This is a genomic window from Kitasatospora sp. NPDC088742 (genome assembly GCF_055584905.1).
Map to the genome: position 1 here is coordinate 64,546 of NZ_JBVJLD010000018.1, position 19,730 is coordinate 84,275.

General features: G+C 72.4%; 15 protein-coding genes. 9 read left to right on the forward strand and 6 right to left on the reverse strand.

Going from position 1 to position 19,730, the window contains the following annotated elements; all coding sequences use genetic code 11:
* Positions 1–150 precede the first annotated feature (150 nt).
* Positions 151–1,014 carry a 3-methyl-2-oxobutanoate hydroxymethyltransferase gene (panB, locus tag ACZ6ZR_RS16585; protein ID WP_465642842.1) on the reverse strand — a complete coding sequence of 288 codons (864 nt, stop codon included), beginning with the start codon at positions 1,012–1,014 and terminating at the stop codon, positions 151–153.
* Positions 1,015–1,228: 214 nt separating this feature from the next.
* Here panB and ACZ6ZR_RS16590 point away from each other — a divergent pair, with 214 nt between their 5' ends.
* The 4 genes from ACZ6ZR_RS16590 to ACZ6ZR_RS16605 all read left to right on the forward strand — a co-directional run bounded on the left by ACZ6ZR_RS16590 (position 1,229) and on the right by ACZ6ZR_RS16605 (position 5,802).
* Positions 1,229–2,827, forward strand: a complete 1,599-nt coding sequence (locus ACZ6ZR_RS16590) for a DHA2 family efflux MFS transporter permease subunit (protein ID WP_465642844.1) — start codon at positions 1,229–1,231, stop codon at positions 2,825–2,827.
* Positions 2,828–2,881: 54 nt separating this feature from the next.
* Positions 2,882–3,550, forward strand: coding sequence for a TetR/AcrR family transcriptional regulator (locus tag ACZ6ZR_RS16595; RefSeq protein WP_465642846.1), 669 nt, complete (start codon positions 2,882–2,884; stop codon positions 3,548–3,550).
* Positions 3,551–3,690: 140 nt separating this feature from the next.
* Positions 3,691–4,710 carry an endonuclease/exonuclease/phosphatase family protein gene (locus tag ACZ6ZR_RS16600; RefSeq protein ID WP_465642848.1) on the forward strand — a complete coding sequence of 340 codons (1,020 nt, stop codon included), beginning with the start codon at positions 3,691–3,693 and terminating at the stop codon, positions 4,708–4,710.
* A gap of 72 nt (positions 4,711–4,782) precedes the next feature.
* On the forward strand, positions 4,783–5,802 hold the full coding sequence (locus ACZ6ZR_RS16605) for an endonuclease/exonuclease/phosphatase family protein (protein ID WP_465642850.1): 1,020 nt from the start codon (positions 4,783–4,785) through the stop codon (positions 5,800–5,802).
* A 92-nt stretch (positions 5,803–5,894) separates the two neighbouring features.
* Here ACZ6ZR_RS16605 and ACZ6ZR_RS16610 read toward each other — a convergent pair whose 3' ends face one another.
* Together ACZ6ZR_RS16610 and ACZ6ZR_RS16615 are read right to left on the reverse strand one after the other, a co-directional pair.
* Positions 5,895–8,063: a TerD family protein gene (locus tag ACZ6ZR_RS16610; RefSeq protein WP_465642852.1), complete on the reverse strand. Its 2,169-nt coding sequence runs from the start codon at positions 8,061–8,063 to the stop codon at positions 5,895–5,897.
* A gap of 46 nt (positions 8,064–8,109) precedes the next feature.
* The gene (locus ACZ6ZR_RS16615) at positions 8,110–9,855 is read right to left on the reverse strand and encodes an NAD+ synthase (RefSeq protein ID WP_465642854.1); all 1,746 of its coding nucleotides are present in this window, start codon (positions 9,853–9,855) and stop codon (positions 8,110–8,112) included.
* Positions 9,856–9,945: 90 nt separating this feature from the next.
* Here ACZ6ZR_RS16615 and ACZ6ZR_RS16620 point away from each other — a divergent pair, with 90 nt between their 5' ends.
* The 3 genes from ACZ6ZR_RS16620 to glnA all read left to right on the forward strand — a co-directional run bounded on the left by ACZ6ZR_RS16620 (position 9,946) and on the right by glnA (position 12,134).
* The gene (locus ACZ6ZR_RS16620) at positions 9,946–10,218 is read left to right on the forward strand and encodes a type II toxin-antitoxin system Phd/YefM family antitoxin (protein ID WP_465642856.1); all 273 of its coding nucleotides are present in this window, start codon (positions 9,946–9,948) and stop codon (positions 10,216–10,218) included.
* Positions 10,218–10,634, forward strand: a complete 417-nt coding sequence (locus tag ACZ6ZR_RS16625) for a PIN domain-containing protein (RefSeq protein WP_465642858.1) — start codon at positions 10,218–10,220, stop codon at positions 10,632–10,634. The genes ACZ6ZR_RS16620 and ACZ6ZR_RS16625 overlap by 1 nt, the downstream gene beginning before the upstream one ends.
* 138 nt (positions 10,635–10,772) lie before the next feature.
* A complete protein-coding gene (gene glnA / locus ACZ6ZR_RS16630; protein WP_465642860.1) occupies positions 10,773–12,134 on the forward strand; it encodes a type I glutamate--ammonia ligase in 1,362 nt (453 codons plus the stop codon).
* 109 nt (positions 12,135–12,243) lie between these two features.
* Here glnA and ACZ6ZR_RS16635 read toward each other — a convergent pair whose 3' ends face one another.
* Complete coding sequence (locus tag ACZ6ZR_RS16635) at positions 12,244–12,921, reverse strand: hypothetical protein (RefSeq protein ID WP_465642862.1); 678 nt, start codon at positions 12,919–12,921, stop codon at positions 12,244–12,246.
* A 230-nt stretch (positions 12,922–13,151) separates the two neighbouring features.
* Here ACZ6ZR_RS16635 and ACZ6ZR_RS16640 point away from each other — a divergent pair, with 230 nt between their 5' ends.
* On the forward strand, positions 13,152–14,375 hold the full coding sequence (locus ACZ6ZR_RS16640) for a hypothetical protein (RefSeq protein ID WP_465642864.1): 1,224 nt from the start codon (positions 13,152–13,154) through the stop codon (positions 14,373–14,375).
* 4 nt (positions 14,376–14,379) lie between these two features.
* Here the strand turns inward: ACZ6ZR_RS16640 and ACZ6ZR_RS16645 are convergent, their stop codons facing one another.
* Entirely contained in the window at positions 14,380–15,576 is a 1,197-nt protein-coding gene (locus ACZ6ZR_RS16645) for an acyltransferase family protein (RefSeq protein WP_465642866.1), read from the reverse strand.
* A 124-nt stretch (positions 15,577–15,700) separates the two neighbouring features.
* On the opposite strand from ACZ6ZR_RS16645, the gene ACZ6ZR_RS16650 reads away from it, so the two are divergent.
* Positions 15,701–18,715 carry a bifunctional [glutamine synthetase] adenylyltransferase/[glutamine synthetase]-adenylyl-L-tyrosine phosphorylase gene (locus tag ACZ6ZR_RS16650; RefSeq protein WP_465642868.1) on the forward strand — a complete coding sequence of 1,005 codons (3,015 nt, stop codon included), beginning with the start codon at positions 15,701–15,703 and terminating at the stop codon, positions 18,713–18,715.
* Between the two features lie 27 nt (positions 18,716–18,742).
* Here the strand turns inward: ACZ6ZR_RS16650 and ACZ6ZR_RS16655 are convergent, their stop codons facing one another.
* Complete coding sequence (locus ACZ6ZR_RS16655) at positions 18,743–19,696, reverse strand: phosphatase PAP2 family protein (RefSeq protein ID WP_465642870.1); 954 nt, start codon at positions 19,694–19,696, stop codon at positions 18,743–18,745.
* Positions 19,697–19,730: the final 34 nt, after the last annotated feature.

The window sequence follows — 19,730 nt, forward strand, 5'->3', positions numbered from 1 at the left end:
GCGCCCCCCCCCCTCCCGGCTGCCCGGGGCGGGTGGCAACACCCCGCGGGCCCCGGGGGGGGGGGGGGGCGGCGCCGCCCGCCGCGCGGGGGGGGGGGGGGGGCGGGGCGCCGGGGCCGGGCCCCCGCTCCTCCCGCGTTGTGCGTACCGCTACTTGAAGGTGTGCTCCGGCGCCGGGAAGGTGCCCGCGCCCACCTCGGCGGCGAACTCCCGGGCGGCTTCACCCAGGACGGAGCGCAGGTTCGCGTACTGCTTGACGAACTTGGGCACCCGGCCCGCCGTCATCCCGGCCATGTCGGTCCACACCAGCACCTGGGCGTCGGTGCCCGCCCCCGCGCCGATCCCGACCGTCGGGATCGCCAGCTGCTCGGTGATCTGCGCCGCCAGCTCGGCCGGCACGGCCTCCAGCACCACCGAGAAGGCGCCCGCCTGCTGCACCGCCTTGGCGTCCCGGAGCAGCTGGTGCGCGGCCTCGTCGCCGCGCCCCTGCACCGGGTAGCCGCCCAACGCGTGCACCGACTGCGGGGTCAGCCCGATGTGGGCCATCACCGGGATGCCGGCCTCGACCAGCAGCTCGATCGAACGGGCGCTGCGCTCGCCGCCCTCCAGCTTGACCGCGCCGACGCCCGCCTCCTTCATCAGCCGCGCCGCGTTGTGCATCGCCTGGCCGGGCGACTCCTGGTACGAGCCGAACGGCATGTCGCCGACCACCAGGGCGCGCTTGGTGCCGCGCACCACGGCGGCCGACAGCATGACCATCTGGTCCATCGTCACCGGCACGGTGTTCTCGTAGCCGAGGTGGCAGTTCCCGGCCGAGTCGCCGACCAGCAGCACCGGGATGCCGGCCTCGTCGAAGACGCCGGCGGTGAGCGCGTCGTACGCCGTGAGCATCGCCCAGCGCTCGCCCCGCTGCTTGGCGGCGGCGATGTCCCGGACGGTGACGCGGCGGTTGGTGATCCCGCCGTACAGGGTCTGCGCGGACCCCTGGGCAGGCTGAAGCGGAGAAGCGTTCATGGAACAGGCTCCTGATGGGTTGTCGTCTCGTGGCGCCGTGCGGCGTCCCCGGATCTGCTCCCATGCTTGCACGCCCGCCCCTGCTCGCAAAGACCGGGCGCAGGCGCATCTTTGCCGAGAGTTTGCGATACGGGTCCGTCTCGTATCGAAAATCCCGCTAGGCTGATTTACGAGACGCCACGGTCTCGTTATGAACCTTGCATGGGGGAGAAGCATGACCACCGCCACACCGCCCCGGATCCCCGAGGCAGTGCACCGCCGACGCTGGGCGATCCTGGGCACCCTGGTGCTCGCCCTGCTCGTCGTCGTCCTCGACAACTCGATCCTCAACGTGGCGATGAAGACCATCGCCTCGCCCGCGCCCACCGGCCTCGGCGCCACCCAGAGCGACCTTGAATGGTCCATCAACTCCTACACCCTGGTCTTCGCCGGCCTGCTCTTCACGGCCGGCCTGCTCGGTGACCGGCTCGGGCGCAAGTGGTCGCTGCTCGGCGGCATGGTGGTCTTCGGCCTCGGCTCGCTGCTCTCCGCGCTGGCCGCCTCGCCCGGTGAACTCATCGGCTACCGCGCGGTGATGGGCCTCGGCGGCGCCTTCGTGATGCCCGCCACGCTGGCCATCATCATGAACGTCTTCGAGCGGCACGAGCAGCCCAAGGCGATCGGCATCTGGGCCGGCGCGGTCGGCCTGGCCATCGCCATCGGCCCGATCACCGGCGGTCTGCTGATCGAGCACTTCTGGTGGGGCTCGGTCTTCCTGGTCAACGTGCCGATCGTGCTGGTCGCCCTGGTCGCGATGGCCCTGCTGGTGCCGGACTCCAAGGACCCCAACCCCGGCCGGCTCGACCCGGTCGGCGTGCTGCTCTCGATCATCGGCCTGGTGGCGCTGATCTACGGCATCATCAAGGGCGGCGAGCTGGCCGACTTCACCGCGCCCGGCGCCTGGGTCCCGACCCTCGGCGGCGTGGCGGTGCTGACCGCCTTCGTGCTCTGGGAGCGGCACACCAAGCACCCGGCGATGGACGTCCGCTGGTTCCGCAACAAGGTGTTCAGCGCCTCCGTCACGGTGATCGGCCTGGTCTTCTTCGCGCTGATGGGCGTCTCCTTCTTCGGCGTCTTCTACACCCAGAGCGTGCGCGGCTACAGCGCCCTGCAGGCCGGTGTGCTGATGCTGCCGCTGGCCGTCGCCCAACTGGTCTTCGCGCCCCGGGCCCGGCTGGTGGTGGACCGCTTCGGCGTCCGGGCCACCTGCGCCGGCGGCATGGCGCTGATCGTGGTCGCCTTCCTCGGCTACCTGCTGCTCGGCCGGGACACCTCGATCTGGCTGCTGGTGGTGCTCGGCTTCCTGATGGGTGCCGGCATGGCGCACGTGATGCCGCCGGTCACCGTGGCCATCATGGGCTCGCTGCCGCGCGAGAAGGCCGGGGCCGGCTCGGCGCTGAACAACACCTTCCGCCAGGTCGGCGGCTCGCTCGGCGTCGCCGTGCTCGGCGCGGTGCTCTCCACCGTCTACCGCGACGGCGTCTCCGACACCCTGGCCCAACTCCCCGCCCCGCTGCGGGACAAGGCCGGCGAGTCGCTGGAGGCCACCCTCGCGGTGGCCGAGCGGACCGGGGCCACCGGGCTGGTCGCCCCCGCCGAGGACTCCTTCATCACCGCCATGCACGTGGTGGCCGGCCTGTCGGCCGGCGTCACCTTCGTGGGCGTGCTGCTCGCCTGGTTCCTGCTGCCCGGCAAGGCCCCGGCCGCTCCGGCCGGCGGTCCGCAGGGCGCGGCGGACGCGCCCGCCACCGAACTCGCCCCGGCGAAGGGCTGAGGCTGCGTCATGACGGTGGACCGGTACTCGAGCCCCGCCGGGCAGAATGGGGCCATGCAGACCGAGACCACCGACGCTTCCGCCCCCGACGGGTCGCCCTGCGCGCCCCGGCGGGGGCGGCCGCGCAGCGAGGCGGCCGAGCAGGCGATCGTCGAGGCGGTGGAGCGTCTGATGGAGGGCGGTGCCAGCCTGATCGAGCTCTCCATCGAGCGGATCGCCGCCGAGGCCGGGGTGGGCAAGGCCACCATCTACCGGCGCTGGCCGAACAAGGAGGCCCTGCTGGTCGACGTGTTCGCCCGGCTGGAGGCCCCCGACCCGGTGGTCGTCACCGGCCGCGGCGTCCGCGACGACCTGATCGCGATGATCGAGTACATGCGCCGGCGGGGCCTGGCCAAGCGCTCCCGGTGGGTGCTCAGGTCGGCCATGGGGCAGCTGGAGAGCTGGCCCGAGCTGCGCGCCCTCTACAAGGACCGGATCGTCCGGCCCCGCCGCGAGCTGGCCCGGCAGATCATCCAGCGCGGGGTGGACGAGGGCGTGCTGCGCGACGACCTCGAACCGGAGCTGCTGGCCGAGATGGTGATGGGGCCGATCCTGATCCGCACCCTGCTCTGGGAGGACGCCCCGCTGGACGACGAGAAGCTGGCCGAGCGGATGGTGGACGCGGTGCTGCAGGGCGCGGCGGTCCGTCCCCCGGTGCCGCCGTCCGGTGGCGAATCTCACTGATCCGGGGCGTGCCGGAACCCGGCGCGGCCGAGCCCACGTCAATGCCGTCATAGGCTGAGCCGAGAATCCGACAAAACCGGCCGGTCGTGGCTCGGCCGGTGACTCGGTTCGTGACGGTGGAACAGCTCGGAGGACGGTACATGGCGCAGGCGGACGAGGCAGTGGCTCCGGCGGACGGCGGGGACACCCCGGTCCGGCGGCCCCGCCGCTCCTGGCGGTCCGGCACCTGGCGGGTGGGGACCTGGCGGCGCGGTTGGATCATCGCCGCGCTGGCCCTGCTCACCACCCTGCTGCTGGTCCTCCACTCCTCGGTGCCCAACGGCTTCGGCAACCTCGGCAGCCTGCTGGAGACCTTCCTGCCCTGGCTCGGCCTGGCCGTCCCGCTGCTGCTCGCGCTCGCCCTGCTGCGCCGCTCGGCCACCGCGCTGGTGGCCGTGCTGCTGCCCGCGGCGGTCTGGCTCAACCTCTTCGGCGGCCTGCTCACCGACAAGAGCACCGGCACCGGCGACTTCACCGTGCTCACCCACAACGTGGCCGCCGCCAACACCGACCCGGCCGGCACGGTGAAGCTGCTCAACGACTCCGGCGCCCAGATCGTGGCCCTGGAGGAGCTGGCCGCGGACGGTGTCCGCACCTACAGCAAGGGCCTGGCCGCCGCGTACCCGTACCACGTGGTGGAGGGCACCGTCGGGCTCTGGTCCAAGTACCCGCTCTCCGACACCCGGGTGGTGGACATCAAGATCGGCTGGACCAGGGCCTTCCGTTCCACCGTGACGACCCCTCAGGGCCCGCTCGCCGTCTACGTCGCGCACCTGCCCTCCGTCCGGCTGAAGTTCGACAGCGGCTTCACGGCCGGGCGGCGGGACGTCAGCGCGCAGGCGCTCGGCGACGCGATCGAGGCCGAGCCGGTGAAGAAGGTGCTGCTGCTCGGCGACCTCAACGGCACCGTGAACGACCGCTCGCTGGCCCCCGTCACCTCCCAGATGCGCTCGGCCCAGGGCGCCGCCGGGGACGGCTTCGGCTTCAGCTGGCCCGCCGGCTTCCCGATGGCCCGGATCGACCAGATCCTCAGCAAGGGCGGGCTGACCCCGACCAACTCCTGGGTGCTCCCCGCGGACGGGAGCGACCACCGCGCCATCGCGGCGGAGTACCGCTACTGAGGGCGGAACCCTCGGGGCGTTCGTGCGCGTCTGATCCCTCGTAATGCTGACATAACGTCACAAGGGGGATGAATGACCCAGCTGGAGACGGTCGCGCCGGTACGGACCTCCGGGAGTGCCCCGCAGCGGTCGTCCCCGCCGTCCTCGCCGGGGAGGCGTCGCGGCCGGTGGCGGCGGGGGCGGCTGCTCGCCGTCGCGGCGGTGCTGACGGCGATGGTGATGGTGGGGCACGGCCTGATACCGGACGCCGGGAACCTCGGCGGCCTGGTCGAGACCTTCCTGCCGTGGAGCGGCCTGCTGGTGCTCGTTCTGCTGCTGGCCGGTCTGCTGCGCCGCTCGGCCACCGCGCTGGTGGCGGCGGCGCTGCCAGGGATGGTCTGGCTGGCGACGTACGGCGGGGTGGTGGCGGACGGCAGCAGCGGCAAGGGCGACCTGACGGTGGTGAGCCACAACGTGGCGGCTGCCAACCTCGACCACGCCGGCACGCTGAAGGTGCTCAAGGACTCGGGCGCCGACCTGATCGCCCTCCAGGAGATGGAGTCGGCCGCACTGGACGGGTACCGGCGGGGCCTGGCCGCCGACTACCCCTACTACCTGGGCGGTTCGACCTCCGACGGCCTGTGGTCCAAGTATCCGATCGAGCCGGGCGGCTTCGTCGAGAAGGACGGCGTCCAGCACGTCGGCACCGCGGCCCGCGCGGTGGTGGAGACCCCCAAGGGGCGGGTGGCGGTCTACTACGGCCACCTGGACTCCGTCCGGGTCACCCCGCGCAGCGGCTTCGGCTCGGACGCGCGGAACGCGAGCGTCGAGGCGCTGGGCGCCGCCCTGCGGAGCGAGCGGGAGGAGCGGGTGCTGCTGATGGGCGACCTGAACGGCAGTCTGACGGACCGTGCCTTCGCGCCCCTCACCGAGCAGCTGACCGCCGCTCAGGAGACGGCCGGCCAGGGCTTCGGCTTCACCTTCCCGGCGGCCTTCCCGATGGTCCGGATCGACCACGTGCTCAGCCGGGGGAAGCTCACCGCCACCGACTCCTGGCTGCTGCCGAGGACCGGCAGCGACCACCGGGCGGTGGCCGCCGCGTTCAGGCTCTGACGTGTGGAGGGCGAGGAGAGCGGACGCGCTAGTTCTTTACAGGAAGTGAGAAGGAAGCCCGTCCATGGCCTCGCCGTGGCACACGCTAGCAGTCAGGCGGGGATCAGCTCACGCAGGTTTTCCGGCGTGATGACGGTGGAGTCCGGATGCAGCCCCTCCGGGCGGGCCAGGCCGACGAAGGTGACCGGCCCGTCCGGGACGGTGGTGCCGTCCCAGTGGGTGGTGGTGGCCGCGCCCATCAGCCCGGTGAGGTGGCGCACCGTCAGGTACCGCCGCTCCACGGTGCCGCGGACCAGGGTGGCGACCGAGATCCGGTTGCCCTCCACCTGGTTGGCGCGCGGGCTGCCCTTGAGGTGCAGGTGGAGCCACTTGGCCCACCAGGTGCCGGTCTCGTCCCGCAGGAAGACCAGCGGCAGGGCGACCCGGCCCGGGCCGCGCAGCTCCGACTTCATCCGGACGGTGCGGGCCTCGAACGGGAGGCCCTGCTGCTCGGCCTCGCGCAGCAGGTACCCGAAGAAGGACTCCTTGACCTGTTCGAAGCCCTCGCCGTCGTAGATGTTGACCTGCGGCACGATGTACGTGCCGCGCACCGCGCCCAGCCGGAGGTCGATGAACTCCGAGGCACCGTGCCGGGCGTCGGTGATGTCGCCGGAGTGCACGCCCTCGACGGTCTTCAGCTCGGTGTACGAGAGCCAGCCGAGGGAGTGGTACCGCTCGTCCAGCAGCAGCGCGGACAGGTCGAAGTCGGTGCTGGTCCTGGACTGGTGCCAGTACACGAAGAAGCGCAGCAGCTCGCCCTCCACCGGGGAGACCGAACCCCGGGGCAGCACGCCGAACCCGCCGGCCGTGGCCTTCCCGCTGAGCGGCACCGCGACGTCCAGCACCGCCTGGTCGAGCAGCAGGTGGGCGGGGGACGGAAGGCGTCGGCGGGTCTCGGCGTCCAGCAGGGCGGCCAGCTGTTCGCGCGCTGCCGCCGGCAGGCCGGAGCGGGTGTCGTCGGCGACCCAGGCACGGCCCAGCCGGTTGGTGAACACCCGCTTGCGGTACGGCAGGTGAGTGCGGTTCAGCAGATGCTCCCGGAGCGAGAGCAGCACCCGGCCGGAGACCTGCGGCGCGGCCTGCCCGGCGGCGGCCAGCACCGTCCGCCGCTGCTCCTCGTCGGTGCAGGCGGTCAGCAGCCGGTCCAGCGCCCGGAAGAGCCGGCCGGGCGCGGCGCCGGCCAGCAGCCGGGCCGCTTCGGGCACGCTGTCCTCGTCCAACAGCGCCTCGAACCGGCCGGTCAGGGTCGGGGCCTTCAACTCACCGCGCGCGACCGCGAACACCCGGGCGGCGTGCGGCCACTGCGGGTACTCGTGCGGGTGCAGCCGCTCGCCGAGGCGCTTGAACTGCTCGCGGTGCGCGTGCACGTCCGCCAGCTTGCCGGGCGCGGCGGCCACCACCGCGTCCAGCCCGGCCAGCAGGGCCCGGCGGACCGGGCGGCGAAGCGAGGGCAGCCGGACCGGCTCGGTCAGCGACGGGTCGCCGTCCGCCAGCAGGTACGCCAGCCGGAGCACGTCGGTGACGGTGTCCAGGATCAGGCCCGAACCCGCGTGCAGCCGGGCGTGGTTGACCACGGCCCGGTTCTCCCGGACCGGGATCGCGGCGGGCTGGGGCCCGTCGTGGCAGAGCGGGGCGAGCACGGCGAGGTCGCGCAGGCCGTCCGGGCCGAGCGGGGTGGCACTGCCGGCCAGCGCGAGGTAGAGCGCGGTGACCTCCTCCGGCAGCGGCGTGCCCAGGTGCAGCACGGTCACCCGGTCGGTGGCCGCGGCGATCAACTCGCCGTGCCGTTCCAGGAGTTCGTCGTAGCCGTGCTGGTAGCGGCCGTAGCCGGGGAGGCTCAGGAGGTCGATCGTGCCGAAGCTGAGCTGCTCCAGCGTGCGGGCGCGGGAGGCCCCGTCCGCGAGCGCCTCGGTGATGCAGTGCACCCAGAAGTCCCGGGTGGCGGGCACGTTGGCCGGGAAGTCGACGAAGTAGGTGTTGTGCCGGACGTGGTCGCCGACCAGCTCCCGGACGGTGGCCAGGGTGGTGGTCGCGGTGGTGACCACCGTCTCGTGGGTCAGCCCTGACAGGTACTCGAACAGCTCGGCCGAGAGCTTGAACCCAACGGACATCAGCGCGGCGTCCAACTGCCGGGTGGCGGTGGCCCCTTGGCCCTGTGGGCCGGTGGGAGCGGGGACGCGGTGGGTGTGCTGGAGGACCAGGGCTTCGAGACGCTCGGACATCCGTGCATGCTCGCAGAGCCCTGGCCGCCCCCGCACCTCAGTTCTGTCAGCCTCGCCGCCAGTGGTTGGTGACGGGCAGCCGGCGGTCGCGGCCGAAGCCCTTGGCGGAGACCTTCGGGCCCGGCGGGTACTGCCTCCGCTTGTACTCGGCGGTGTCCACCAGCCGGACGATCCGGTCCACCACGGCCGGGTCGAAGCCCTGCGCGACGATCGCGTCCCGCCCCTGGTCGCCCTCCACGTAGAGGTCGAGCACGGCGTCCAGCAGGTCGTAGTCCGGGAGGGAGTCGGAGTCCACCTGGTCCGGCCGCAGCTCGGCGGAGGGCGGCTTGGCGATGGTGTTCTCCGGGATCGGGGGCAGCTCGCCGCGCTCCGCCGCCGTGGCGTTGCGCCAGCGGGCGAGGCGGAAGACCAGGGTCTTGTAGACGTCCTTGATCGGCCCGTAGGCGCCGACCGAGTCGCCGTAGAGGGTCGAGTACCCGACCGCCAGCTCGCTCTTGTTGCCGGGGGCCAGCACGAGGTGGCCCTCCTGGTTGGAGATCGCCATCAGCAGCGTGCCACGCAGCCGGGACTGCAGGTTCTCCTCCGCCAGCCCGGTCAGCTCGGTCGCGGCGGTGTAGGCGTCGAACATCGGGGCGATCGACACCGTCCGCAGGTGCAGCCCGGTGCGGCGGGCCAGCTCGGCGGCGTCGTCCTTGGAGTGCTGCGAGGAGTACCGGCTCGGCATCGAGACCCCGTAGACGTTCGCCCCGCCGAGCGCGTCGGTGGCGATGGCCGCGACGAGTGCGGAGTCGATCCCGCCGGAGAGCCCGATCAGCACCGAACGGAAGCCGTTCTTGCGGACGTACGCCCGGGTGCCCTCCACCAGCGCCTGGTACACCTCGGCCTCGTCGCCCAGCCGTGGTGCCTGCTCCTGACGCTCCGTCCGCTCCTGTCCCCCGTGGGCGCCGCCCAGGTCGGTGTGGACCAGTCGCAGTCCGTCGTTCAGCGGCAGGCCGTCGGTGAGGGTGGTGGTGGCGGCCGGGAGGGTGAGGTCGGTGAGCAGCAGGTGCTCCTCGAACTGCGGTGCACGGGACAGGACTTGGCCTTGTGCGTCGACGATGAGGGAGTCCCCGTCGAAGACCAGCTCGTCCTGGCCGCCGACCATGTTGACGTACGCGAGCGCGCAGCCCGCCTCCTGCGCCCGCCGCTGGACGAGGGTCAGGCGGGTGTCGTCCTTCTCGCGCTCGTACGGCGACCCGTTCAGCACCAGCAGCAGCCCGGCCCCGGCCTCGCGGGCGGCCTGGACCCGGCCGCCGTCCTGCCAGATGTCCTCGCAGATCGCCAGCGCCACGTCCACCCCGTGCAGCCGCAGCACCGGCAGCTGGTCACCCGGGACGAAGTAGCGGTGCTCGTCGAAGACCCCGTAGTTGGGCAGGTGGTGCTTGGCGAAGCGGCCCTTCACCTCGCCCCGGTGTAGCACCGCCGCACAGTTCTGCGGCGCCCCGGCAGGCCGGCCGCGCCACGGCTCCGTCGACCGCCCGAGGTACCCGACCACCACCGGAAGCTCCCCGAGCCCCTCGTCCCGGAGCGTCCGGGCCAGCCCGGCGAGCGCCTCCCGCGACGCGTTGACGAACGACCCCCGCAGCGCGAGGTCCTCCACCGGATACCCCGTCACCACCATCTCCGGGAACGCCACCAACTGCGCCCCGGCCTCGGCGGCCCGCCTGGTCCAGCGCACCACCTCCTCGCAGTTGCGCTCGATGGCACCGACCCAGGGGTCGGTCTGGCAGAGGGCGAGGCGGAGATTCGGCATGCCACCCAGCTTATCGTCCAACTGACACTATGTCTGCAGTGCCTTCTGCCCTACAGTGGAGTCTGGACAGACTAGACGGAGGTTTTTCGCATGGCATGGCAGGTCCAAGAAGCGAAACAGAAGTTCAGTGAGGTGCTCCGCCTGGCGGAGGCGGAGGGTCCACAGATCGTCACCCGCCACGGCGACGAGGTCGCGGTCGTCATCGACATAAGGGAGTACCGCAGGCTCAAGGGTGAGGAGGTGTCCTTCGAGGAGTTCCTGCTCCAGCGTGGACCCTCCTCCGATGACGCCTTGGCGGACGAGCTGGACGTGATCGTCGCCGAGCGCGACTATCCGCGACAGGTTGACCTCGGGGAGAACTGATGGGCTATCTGCTGGACACGAACGTGCTGTCCGAGCTGCGCAAGCGGGACCCCGAGCGGGCAGTGACCAGCTGGCTCCGCTCGGTCGGTGACGGCCCGGTCTTCACCAGCGCGTTGGTGATCGGCGAGATCCGACGGGGCGTGGAACGCATTCGCCGCCGTGACCCGGCGCAGGCGGAGCGGCTGGACGAGTGGATCGCGGCCGTCAGGCGCGGTTATGCCGACCGCATCCTCCCGGTGACCACCGAGATCGCCGAGGCCTGGGCCCTGCTGACCGTGCCGGACCCGCTCCCGACGATCGATGGTCTGCTCGCTGCCACGGCCAAGGTGCACGGGCTGACGCTGGTGACCCGCAACGTCAAGGATGTCGCCCGGACCGGTGTACCGGTGATCGACCCGTTCGAGCCCCTCGGCTGATGCTCCGTCCGGATCACCGGCCTCCCGGGCTGGACTCCGGACGAAGATCCGACATGATGGGGGCATTCGTTGCCGGGCCGCTACGAGCGGACGACCGGGCGTAACACGGACGTAAAGAGCAGAGGTGAGACTGTCCCCATGGGCAAGCAGCAGGAGTTCGTGCTTCGTACGCTCGAAGAGCGTGACATCCGTTTCGTCCGGCTGTGGTTCACCGACGTACTCGGGTTCCTCAAGTCGGTGGCCGTGGCGCCGGCCGAGCTGGAGCAGGCCTTCGAGGAGGGCATCGGCTTCGACGGCTCCGCGATCGAGGGCTTCGCCCGGGTCTACGAGTCCGACATGATCGCCAAGCCGGATCCGACCACGTTCCAGATCCTGCCGTGGCGTTCGGAGACTCCCGGCACCGCCCGGATGTTCTGCGACATCATGATGCCGGACGGCTCGCCCTCGTACGCCGACCCGCGGTACGTGCTCAAGCGCACCCTGGAGAAGGCCTCCGACCTCGGCTTCACCTTCTACACCCACCCCGAGATCGAGTTCTTCCTCCTCAAGGACCTCCCCGGCGACGGCACCCCGCCGCTCCCCGCCGACCAGTCCGGCTACTTCGACCACACCCCGCGCGGCGTCGGCCACGACTTCCGCCGGCAGGCCATCACCATGCTGGAGTCGATGGGCATCTCGGTGGAGTTCTCCCACCACGAGGGCGCCCCGGGCCAGCAGGAGATCGACCTCCGGTACGCGGACGCGCTCTCCACCGCCGACAACATCATGACCTTCCGTCTGGTCATGAAGGAGGTCGCGCTGGAGCAGGGCGTGCACGCCAGCTTCATGCCGAAGCCCTTCTCGCAGCACCCCGGCTCCGGGATGCACACGCACGTCTCGCTGTTCGAGGGCGACCGCAACGCCTTCCACGAGTCGGGCGCGGAGTACCAACTCTCCAAGGTGGGGCGCTCGTTCATCGCGGGCCTGCTCAAGCACGCCGCCGAGACGGCCGCCGTCACCAACCAGTGGGTCAACTCGTACAAGCGCATCTGGGGCGGTTCGCAGCGGACCGCCGGTGCGGGTGGCGAGGCGCCGTCGTACATCTGCTGGGGCCACAACAACCGCTCCGCGCTGATCCGGGTGCCGATGTACAAGCCCGGCAAGCAGGGCTCGACCCGCATCGAGGTCCGCTCGCTGGACACCGGCTGCAACCCGTACCTGGCGTACGCCGTGACGCTGGCCGCCGGCCTCAAGGGCATCGAGGAGGGCTACGAGCTTCCTCCGGGCGCCGACGACGACGTGTGGGCGCTGACGGACGCGGAGCGGCGGGCGCTCGGGATCCAGCCGATGCCGCAGAACCTCGGCGAGGCGATCGACCTGATGCAGCGCAGCGAGCTCGTGGCGGAGACGCTGGGCGAGCACGTCTTCGACTTCTTCCTGCGCAACAAGCGCCAGGAGTGGGAGGAGTACCGCTCCGAGGTCACCCCCTTCGAGCTCCGCAAGAACCTCCAGGTGCTCTGACCTCGCGTCAAGCCCGATCTTCGGCCCGCTCCCTGACGGCGTATTCGCCGGCGGGGGCGGGCCGAGGCGCGTTGTGGGGGTGAACAGGTGGCCAAGGCTTGCTGGTGGGTCAGTTGTCGTGGCGCCGGAACAGGCGGTGGAGGGCGGTGCCGAGTGCGGCCAGGCCGACCACGGCCATCGAGGCGAGGGACGGGATGAGGAGGAGCTGCCCGAGCCGGTCGGGCAGGGGCAGTGGGCCGTCGCCCGGGGCGAGCAGGTGGTAGGCGCTCCAGGCGGCCGGCCAGGCGGCCAGGTAGACGGTGGAGATCCAGCGCAGCTCGCGGTTGACGGGGACCGGCGGGGTCCGGGCCTGTCGAACTCGGCTTGCGGCAAGGGTGGTTGCGGCGGCCAGCAGGCAGACGCCGAGGCAGGTCCGGGCGGTGGTGGGACCGGACGGCACGAGGAGTGAGAGCCCCGCGCCGGTCGCGAGCCCGCCGACCACGGCGTGGCGGGCGGCCCGGCGCCATGACGGCCGGGCGGGGAGAGCGGGTGCGGCCGGGGCGAACCAGCTGACGGTGACCCAGGCGGCGGTGGTCGCGGCGGCGGCGCCGAGCAAGGCAAGGGGGAGCGGGCGGACCGACGGCTGCCAGGGCGTCACGGCGACGGACAGCAGGTAGGCGAGGGTGGCCAGGGCGGCGAGCAGGCCGGTGGTCCTGGTCCAGGGGGTCGGGAGCCGGTGGGCGGAGTCGGCAGGGGAGTGGGGCGCGGCGTCCTCGGGTGGTTCCTGATGGCCCGTCATGGTTGCCACGCCCCCGTCCTGATCAGTCCGTTCGGGTGAGGGTACGGGCCTGTGGGGCGTCGTGGGTAGCCCGGTCGGGTGAGGAGCTGACGGGTGGTCAGCGCGGGTGCGCCACCGTCCCCCCTGATGGCGGTACGTGACGAGAATGTTGCGGAGAGTTGTGTTCCGATGGGTGACGTCAACCCTAGATGTCGGCGGGGGAGCGCCTCGCGCCCGGCCGCCTGAACCGAGAGGTACCCATGCCCTCCACCGTCAGCCGTGCCCCCGGGAAGCGCCGCACCGTGCGCCGACTCGCCGTCGCCAGTGCGGCACTGGTAGCCGTCGCGGGTCAGATGATGACGATCCCCGCCGCCGACGCTCGTGGCTCCGGCTCCGGCGAGCGCCGGGCTCCGCACGAGACCATCGAAGAGAACATCCTGCCGATGAAGACCAGGTTCGACGGTCTCTTCCACGGCTCGATCACCCGGATCAGCAACTCGCTGATGACCTGCGACGAGACCAAGCCGCCGGTCGACCCGGCCCAGCCGCCCTGCGAGCAGGCCCGGACGGGCGAGGGGTCGCGCCCGATCAACAACAAGTACCAGATGAAGTACATCAACATCGATCCCGGTTCGATCGGCCCGGAGGGCGACGAGATCTACTCGGCCAGCTCCGCCGACCTCGGCCTGATCGAGGGCTCGAAGGTCAAGTACGCCCGCCTGTACTGGGGCGGTACCCGGGGCATCGACGACGTGGTGCTGCCGCAGAGCCAGATCGACGAGGTCTACCTCAAGCTCCCGGGCGACACCCAGTACACCAACATCGCCAACGACCAGCCGAGCATCGGGTACATCACCACCCAGGCGGAGAGCAGCTACCAGGCCTCGGCCGACATCACCGAGATGGTGAAGAAGCACGGCAACGGCACCTACACCGTGGCCAACATGGACTCCGTGGTGAAGCCGCACAGTTGGGGCGGCTGGACCATCGTGGTCGCGTACGAGAACGACTGCAAGCCGCTGCGCCACATCCACCTCTGGGACGGCTTCGTGCCCGAGCTGCCGAACAGCCCGGCGATCAACCTCAAGCTGGACGGCCTGGTCACCCCCGCCACCGGCCCGATCCAGGCCAAGCTCGGCTACGTGGTCTACGACGGTGACCTCAAGTGGACCGGCGACACCTTCTTCGCCAAGTCCACCAACGGCCCGAAGACCGAGTTCACCGACCAGAACCACTTCCCCGGCGACGCCTTCAACTCCACCATCGAGGAGCTGACCCCGTCGGACCAGTTCGTCCGGGTGCCGTACAACCGGAACAACTTCGGCTACGACTCCAACCGCTGGGACATCTCGAAGATCCTGCGCAACGGTGACACCGACATCACCGCCACCGTCGACACCGACGAGGACGGCTACAACCTGGGCGTCTTCTACGCCTACGTGAACATGGACGAGTCGCAGGAGGGCCTGGCCCCCAAGGGCTGACCCGTCAGGCCGCCGACCGCTGCCGCGTCTCCGCCGTCTCCCGGCGGGGGCGCGGCAGTTGCGTGCGGCCCCGGAGCGCCCGCTCCAACGGGCGTTCCACGTACCGGAAGAGCGCGGCGGCCACGGCCAGCGAGCCGCCCGCCAGCAGCAGCCAGACGCCGAGCAGCGCCCAGCCGCCGGCCGGCCGCCCGTACGCCGCGAGCCAGCAGCGGAAGCCGATCTCGTGCACCAGATACCAGGCGAAGGACCACTCGCCGAGATGGACCAACGGCCGCTGCCCGAACGCCCGTTGCCCGCGCAGGTCGGCTTGGGCGGCCGCCGTGATCAGGGCCGCGAAGAGCGGGGCGGAGAGCAACTGCGAGGCGCAGTACGGCCCGTACCAGAGCCGGTCCGGCACGGCCAGGTGCCAGGGGATCAGGGCGGCGTGGAAGCCGAGCACCGCCAGCCCGGCCGGGAGCAGCGGCACCCGGGGCAGCGTGCCTCGGCGGACCGCCAGGCCGAGCACCACCCCGAGCAGGAACTGCGGGGTGCGGGTGAGCGGCAGGTAGTCCAGCAGCCAGCCGCGCAGCGCCGGATCGGCGACCGCCGCGCCGGCGAGCCAGAGCAGCGGGCCGCTCAGCAGACAGACCACCGCCACCGCCCGGAGCCGACGCCCCGTCAGCGGCCCACCGGCCGTCGGCAGCGCCTTCCCCGCCGTCGGCCGACCCCCCGTCAGGGGGTTCCCCTTCCTCGGCGACGTGCTCCCCGAGGCCGGCCGACTCCCCGTCAGCAGTGCGAGCAGGAAGGGGAAGAGCAGGTAGAACCAGGCCTCGTCCCCCAGTGACCAGCTCGCCGGGTTGCCGCCCTTGGCCATCGCGGGCAGCCAGGCGTGCAGCAGCGGCAGCGACCAGAGCGCGGCGGCCAGCGGCAGGGCGGTGCCGATCGCCGCGTAGGCGGCCAGCGAGAGCAGGGTGGTGAGCGCGTGCAGCGGCCAGATCCGGGCCAGCCGGCGGCGCAGGAAGACCGTCACCGGCACGGCGGCGTCGGCGTACGTCCAGGCCAGCACGTAGCCGGAGAGCACGAAGAAGAAGGTCACCCCGCTGCGCCCGTACCAGACCAGCGGGCTGATCAGCGGGAGCTCGCCCAGCTGGCGGGAGAGGTGGTAGAGCACCACCAGCAGGGCGGCCCAGAACCGCAGGCCGGTGAGGGAGGGGAGACGCACACCGGGCCCAACGGTGCGGAAGGCGCTCAGGTTGCTGCCGCAGTACCTGACGCCGCACCACCTGACGCACCGTCGACCGTCTGCCCGTACGCTCGTACCAGGTGCGAACAGGGAGGCGGCCGCAGTGGCGGAGCGGAGCAGTCGGCTGGAAGTACGGCTGGTGCGGCGCGGGTTCTCCGACCCGGACGCCGCCGTCCGGTGGCTGGCCGAGCCCTGGCTGGACGGGCTGGCCGAGGACCCGCTGCTGCTGGACGCGCTCGGCGCGACCGCCGACCCGGACCAGGCGCTGCTCGGCCTGGCCCGGCTGCTGGAGGCGCTGGACGAGCCCGAGCGGCACACCCTGCGGGACACCCTGACCAGCTCGAAACCGCTGCGCGACCGGCTGCTCTCGGTGCTCGGCGCCTCCGCCGCGCTCGGTGACCACCTGGCCCGGCACCCGCGCGACTGGCACGCCCTGGTCACCTTCGAACTGCGCGACGTGCACCCCGGCCGGGAGGACTTCCTGTACGTGCTGCGCGGGCGGGTGGCGAGCAGCGAGGCGTCGCGCGCCGACGCGCTGCGGGCCGCCTACCGCCGCTGCCTGCTGGCCATCGCCGCCCGGGACCTGAGCGGGACCGCCGACCTGCCGCAGACCGGCGCCGAGTTGGCCGACCTGGCCGGGGCCACCCTGCAGACCGCGCTGGAGATCGCCGAGGAGGAGGACCCGGAGGCGGCCGGGCAGTGCCGGCTCGCGGTGATCGGGATGGGCAAGTGCGGCGGCCGGGAGCTCAACTACGTCTCCGACGTGGACGTGATCTTCGTGGCCGAGGCCCGGGACGGGGTCGAGGAACACAAGGCGCTCCAGGCGGCCACCCGGCTGGCCGCCCGGCTGATGCGGCTCTGCTCCGACACCACCGGCGAGGGCACCATCTGGCCGGTGGACGCCAACCTCCGCCCCGAGGGGCGCAACGGCCCGCTGGTCCGCACCCTGGCCAGCCACCTGGCGTACTACCAGCGCTGGGCCAAGACCTGGGAGTTCCAGGCCCTGCTGAAGGCCCGTCCGGTGGCGGGGGACGCCGCGCTCGGTGCCGCCTACGCCGAGGCCGTCGCCCCGCTGATCTGGCAGGCCGCCGAGCGGGAGAACTTCGTCGCCGACGTCCAGCAGATGCGCCGCCGGGTGGTGGACGCCATCCCCGCCACCGAGCTGGACCGCCAGCTCAAGCTCGGCCCCGGCGGGCTGCGCGACGTGGAGTTCTCCGTCCAGCTGCTCCAGCTGGTGCACGGCCGCACCGACCCCGGGGTGCACAGCTCCAACACCCTCCAGGCGCTCGCGCAGCTGAGCGACGGCGGCTACGTCGGCCGGGCTGACGCCGCGTCACTCGACGCCGCGTACCGCTTCCTGCGCGCGCTGGAGCACCGCATCCAGCTGCACCGGCTGCGCCGCACCCACCTGATGCCCACCGACCCGGCCGACCTGCGGCGACTGGCCCGCTCGCTGGCCCCGCAGATCAACGACACCGGGCTGACCTCCACGGGCCGGGCCGACCCGGTGGCCGCGCTCCAGCGGGAGTGGCGGCGGCACGCGATGGAGGTCCGGCGGCTGCACGAGAAGCTGTTCTACCGCCCGCTGCTGGACGCCGTCGCCGAGCTGCCGGCCGGGGCGATCGGCCTCTCCACGGCCGCCGCCAAGGCCCGGCTGGAGGCGCTCGGCTACGCCGACCCGGCCGCCGCGCTGCGCCACCTCACTGCGCTGGCCTCCGGGGTCAGCCGCAAGGCCGCCATCCAGCGCACCCTGCTCCCGGTGCTGCTCGGCTGGTTCGCCGACTCGGCCGACCCGGACGCCGGGCTGCTGAACTTCCGTCAGGTCTCCGACGCGCTCGGCCGCACCCCCTGGTACCTGCGGCTGCTACGGGACGAGAGCGCCGCCGCCGAGCAGCTGGCCCGGATCCTCTCGGCCGGACGGCTCGCCCCCGACCTGCTGCTGCGCGCCCCCGAGGCGGTCGCCATGCTCGGCGACCCGAACGGGCTGTCGCCGCGCGGGCGGCCCGCCCTGGAGGCCGAGGTGCTGGCCGCCGTCGGCCGGGCCGGCAGCGCCGCCGCCGGGGTGGCGGCGGCCCGCTCGGTCCGGCGGCGGGAGCTGTTCCGGACCGCGGCGGCCGATGTGCTCGGGCGCTTCGGCGAGGACCCGGGCGAGGCGGTGGACGCGGCCGGGGAGGCGCTCACCGCGCTCAACGCGGCCACCCTCCAGGGCGCCCTGCGCGCCTGCACCGCCGAGTGGGAGGCGGCCAACGGCGAGCTGCCGACCAGGCTCGCAGTGATCGCGATGGGCCGCTTCGGCGGCCGCGAGATGGGCTACGGCTCCGACGCCGACGTGCTCTTCGTCCACGAGCCCCGGCTCGGCGCGCTGGAGCAGGACGCGGCCAAGGCCGCCCAGGCCGTCGTCCACCAGCTGCGCACCCTGCTCGGCGCCCCCTCCACCGAGCCGCCGCTGCTGGTCGACGCCGACCTGCGGCCGGAGGGCCGGCAGGGCCCGCTGGTGCGCACGCTGGCCTCGTACGAGGCCTACTACCGGCGCTGGTCGCATGTCTGGGAGGCGCAGGCGCTGCTGCGGGCCGAGCCGGTGGCGGGCGACGCGGAGCTGGGCGAGCGGTTCCGGGCGCTGATCGACCCGCTGCGCTACCCCGGGGGCGGCGTGCAGGAGAAGGACCTCGTGGAGATCCGCCGGATCAAGGCCCGGATCGAGGCCGAGCGGCTGCCGCGCGGAGCCGACCCGACCACCCACACCAAGATCGGCCGGGGCGGCCTGGCGGACGTCGAGTGGACGGTCCAGCTGCTCCAGCTGATCCACGGTCACCGGCTGCCCGCCCTGCGGACCACCCGGACCAGGGCCGCCCTGACGGCCGCCGAGGCCGCCGGGCTGCTGGCGGCGGAGGACGCGGCGGTGCTGGAAGCCGCCTGGGTCCTGGCCTCCCGCGTCCGCGCCGCGGTCATGCTGGTCCGCGGCCGCCCGGGCGACAGCTTCCCCGCCGACGCCCGCGAACTCGCCGGCGTCGCCCGCTACCTCGGCTACGGCAGCGGCCACACCGGCGAACTGGTCGACGACTACCGCCGCACCACACGAAGGGCCCGCTCCGTCGTCGAGCGCCTGTTCTACGGCTGATCGACGGGGCGGGCCCTTCGGGGTGCGTCAGGCCGCGGCCTTCTCGCTCCAGTCGGCGGGGACGGTGACCGGGGTGTCGTCCGCCGGGGTGCCCGGGACGCGGGGGAGTTGGTAGGCCCAGACGTGGTAGACGGCGCGGGCGGCGGCGAAGCCGGCGGCCAGGCAGATGATGCCGCCGACGGCGTCCATCCAGAAGTGGTTGGCGGTGGAGACGATCACCAGCAGGGTGGCGGTGGGGTAGAGCAGGCCGAGCAGGCGGGCCCAGAGCGGGCGGGCCAGGAAGAAGATCGTCAGGCCGCACCAGAGGGACCAGCCGATGTGCATCGAGGGCATCGCGGCGTACTGGTTGGAGACGTTGGCCGCCGCGCCGGAGGCCATCGAGCCCCAGGTGTCGTGCACCTTGACGGTGTCGATGAAGCCGCCGCCGGTCATCAGGCGGGGCGGGGCGAGCGGGAAGAAGTAGAAGCCGATCAGGGCCAGGCCGGTGGTCAGGAAGAGCACCGTGCGGGCCGCCGCGTAGCGGCCCGGATGCGAGCGGTAGAGCCAGATCAGCACGCCGATGGTCACGATGAAGTGCAGCGTGGCGTAGTAGTAGTTCATCCCGACGATGAGCCAGGTCACCGAGTCGACCGCGTGGTTGACCGAGCGCTCGACCGCGATGCCGAGGGTCTGCTCCAGGTCCCAGATCCAGGAGGCGTGCTTCTGGGCGGTCGTCTCGTGCTCGGGCACCGCGTTGCGGACCAGCGAGTAGATCCAGTAGCTGATGCCGATCAGGGCGAGCTCGAACCAGAGCCTGGGCCGGGCGGGGGAGCGTCGCTGCCCCCGGATGCGGCTGCGCAGCGCGGCGCCGGTGGACTGGGCGGCCAGGGTGGCTCCGTCCGGCTGGTGGCTCGTACGGGCCTCGCCAGGGACGGAACCTGCCCGGGCCGCTGCCGGGGCGCTCGTGGCGTCGGCGGTGCGGATGTCGGTCGGTTCCCCCATGGACGAGAAGTCTGCCAGACGTGCTGTGGCTGCC

Coding starts and splice junctions, on each gene's coding strand:
- panB (WP_465642842.1), bottom strand. CDS start 1,014: ATGAACGCTTCTCCGCTTCAGCCTGCCCAGGGGTCCGCGCAGACCCTG.
- ACZ6ZR_RS16590 (WP_465642844.1), top strand. CDS start 1,229: ATGACCACCGCCACACCGCCCCGGATCCCCGAGGCAGTGCACCGCCGA.
- ACZ6ZR_RS16595 (WP_465642846.1), top strand. CDS start 2,882: ATGCAGACCGAGACCACCGACGCTTCCGCCCCCGACGGGTCGCCCTGC.
- ACZ6ZR_RS16600 (WP_465642848.1), top strand. CDS start 3,691: ATGGCGCAGGCGGACGAGGCAGTGGCTCCGGCGGACGGCGGGGACACC.
- ACZ6ZR_RS16605 (WP_465642850.1), top strand. CDS start 4,783: ATGACCCAGCTGGAGACGGTCGCGCCGGTACGGACCTCCGGGAGTGCC.
- ACZ6ZR_RS16610 (WP_465642852.1), bottom strand. CDS start 8,063: ATGTCCGAGCGTCTCGAAGCCCTGGTCCTCCAGCACACCCACCGCGTC.
- ACZ6ZR_RS16615 (WP_465642854.1), bottom strand. CDS start 9,855: ATGCCGAATCTCCGCCTCGCCCTCTGCCAGACCGACCCCTGGGTCGGT.
- ACZ6ZR_RS16620 (WP_465642856.1), top strand. CDS start 9,946: ATGGCATGGCAGGTCCAAGAAGCGAAACAGAAGTTCAGTGAGGTGCTC.
- ACZ6ZR_RS16625 (WP_465642858.1), top strand. CDS start 10,218: ATGGGCTATCTGCTGGACACGAACGTGCTGTCCGAGCTGCGCAAGCGG.
- glnA (WP_465642860.1), top strand. CDS start 10,773: ATGGGCAAGCAGCAGGAGTTCGTGCTTCGTACGCTCGAAGAGCGTGAC.
- ACZ6ZR_RS16640 (WP_465642864.1), top strand. CDS start 13,152: ATGCCCTCCACCGTCAGCCGTGCCCCCGGGAAGCGCCGCACCGTGCGC.
- ACZ6ZR_RS16655 (WP_465642870.1), bottom strand. CDS start 19,696: ATGGGGGAACCGACCGACATCCGCACCGCCGACGCCACGAGCGCCCCG.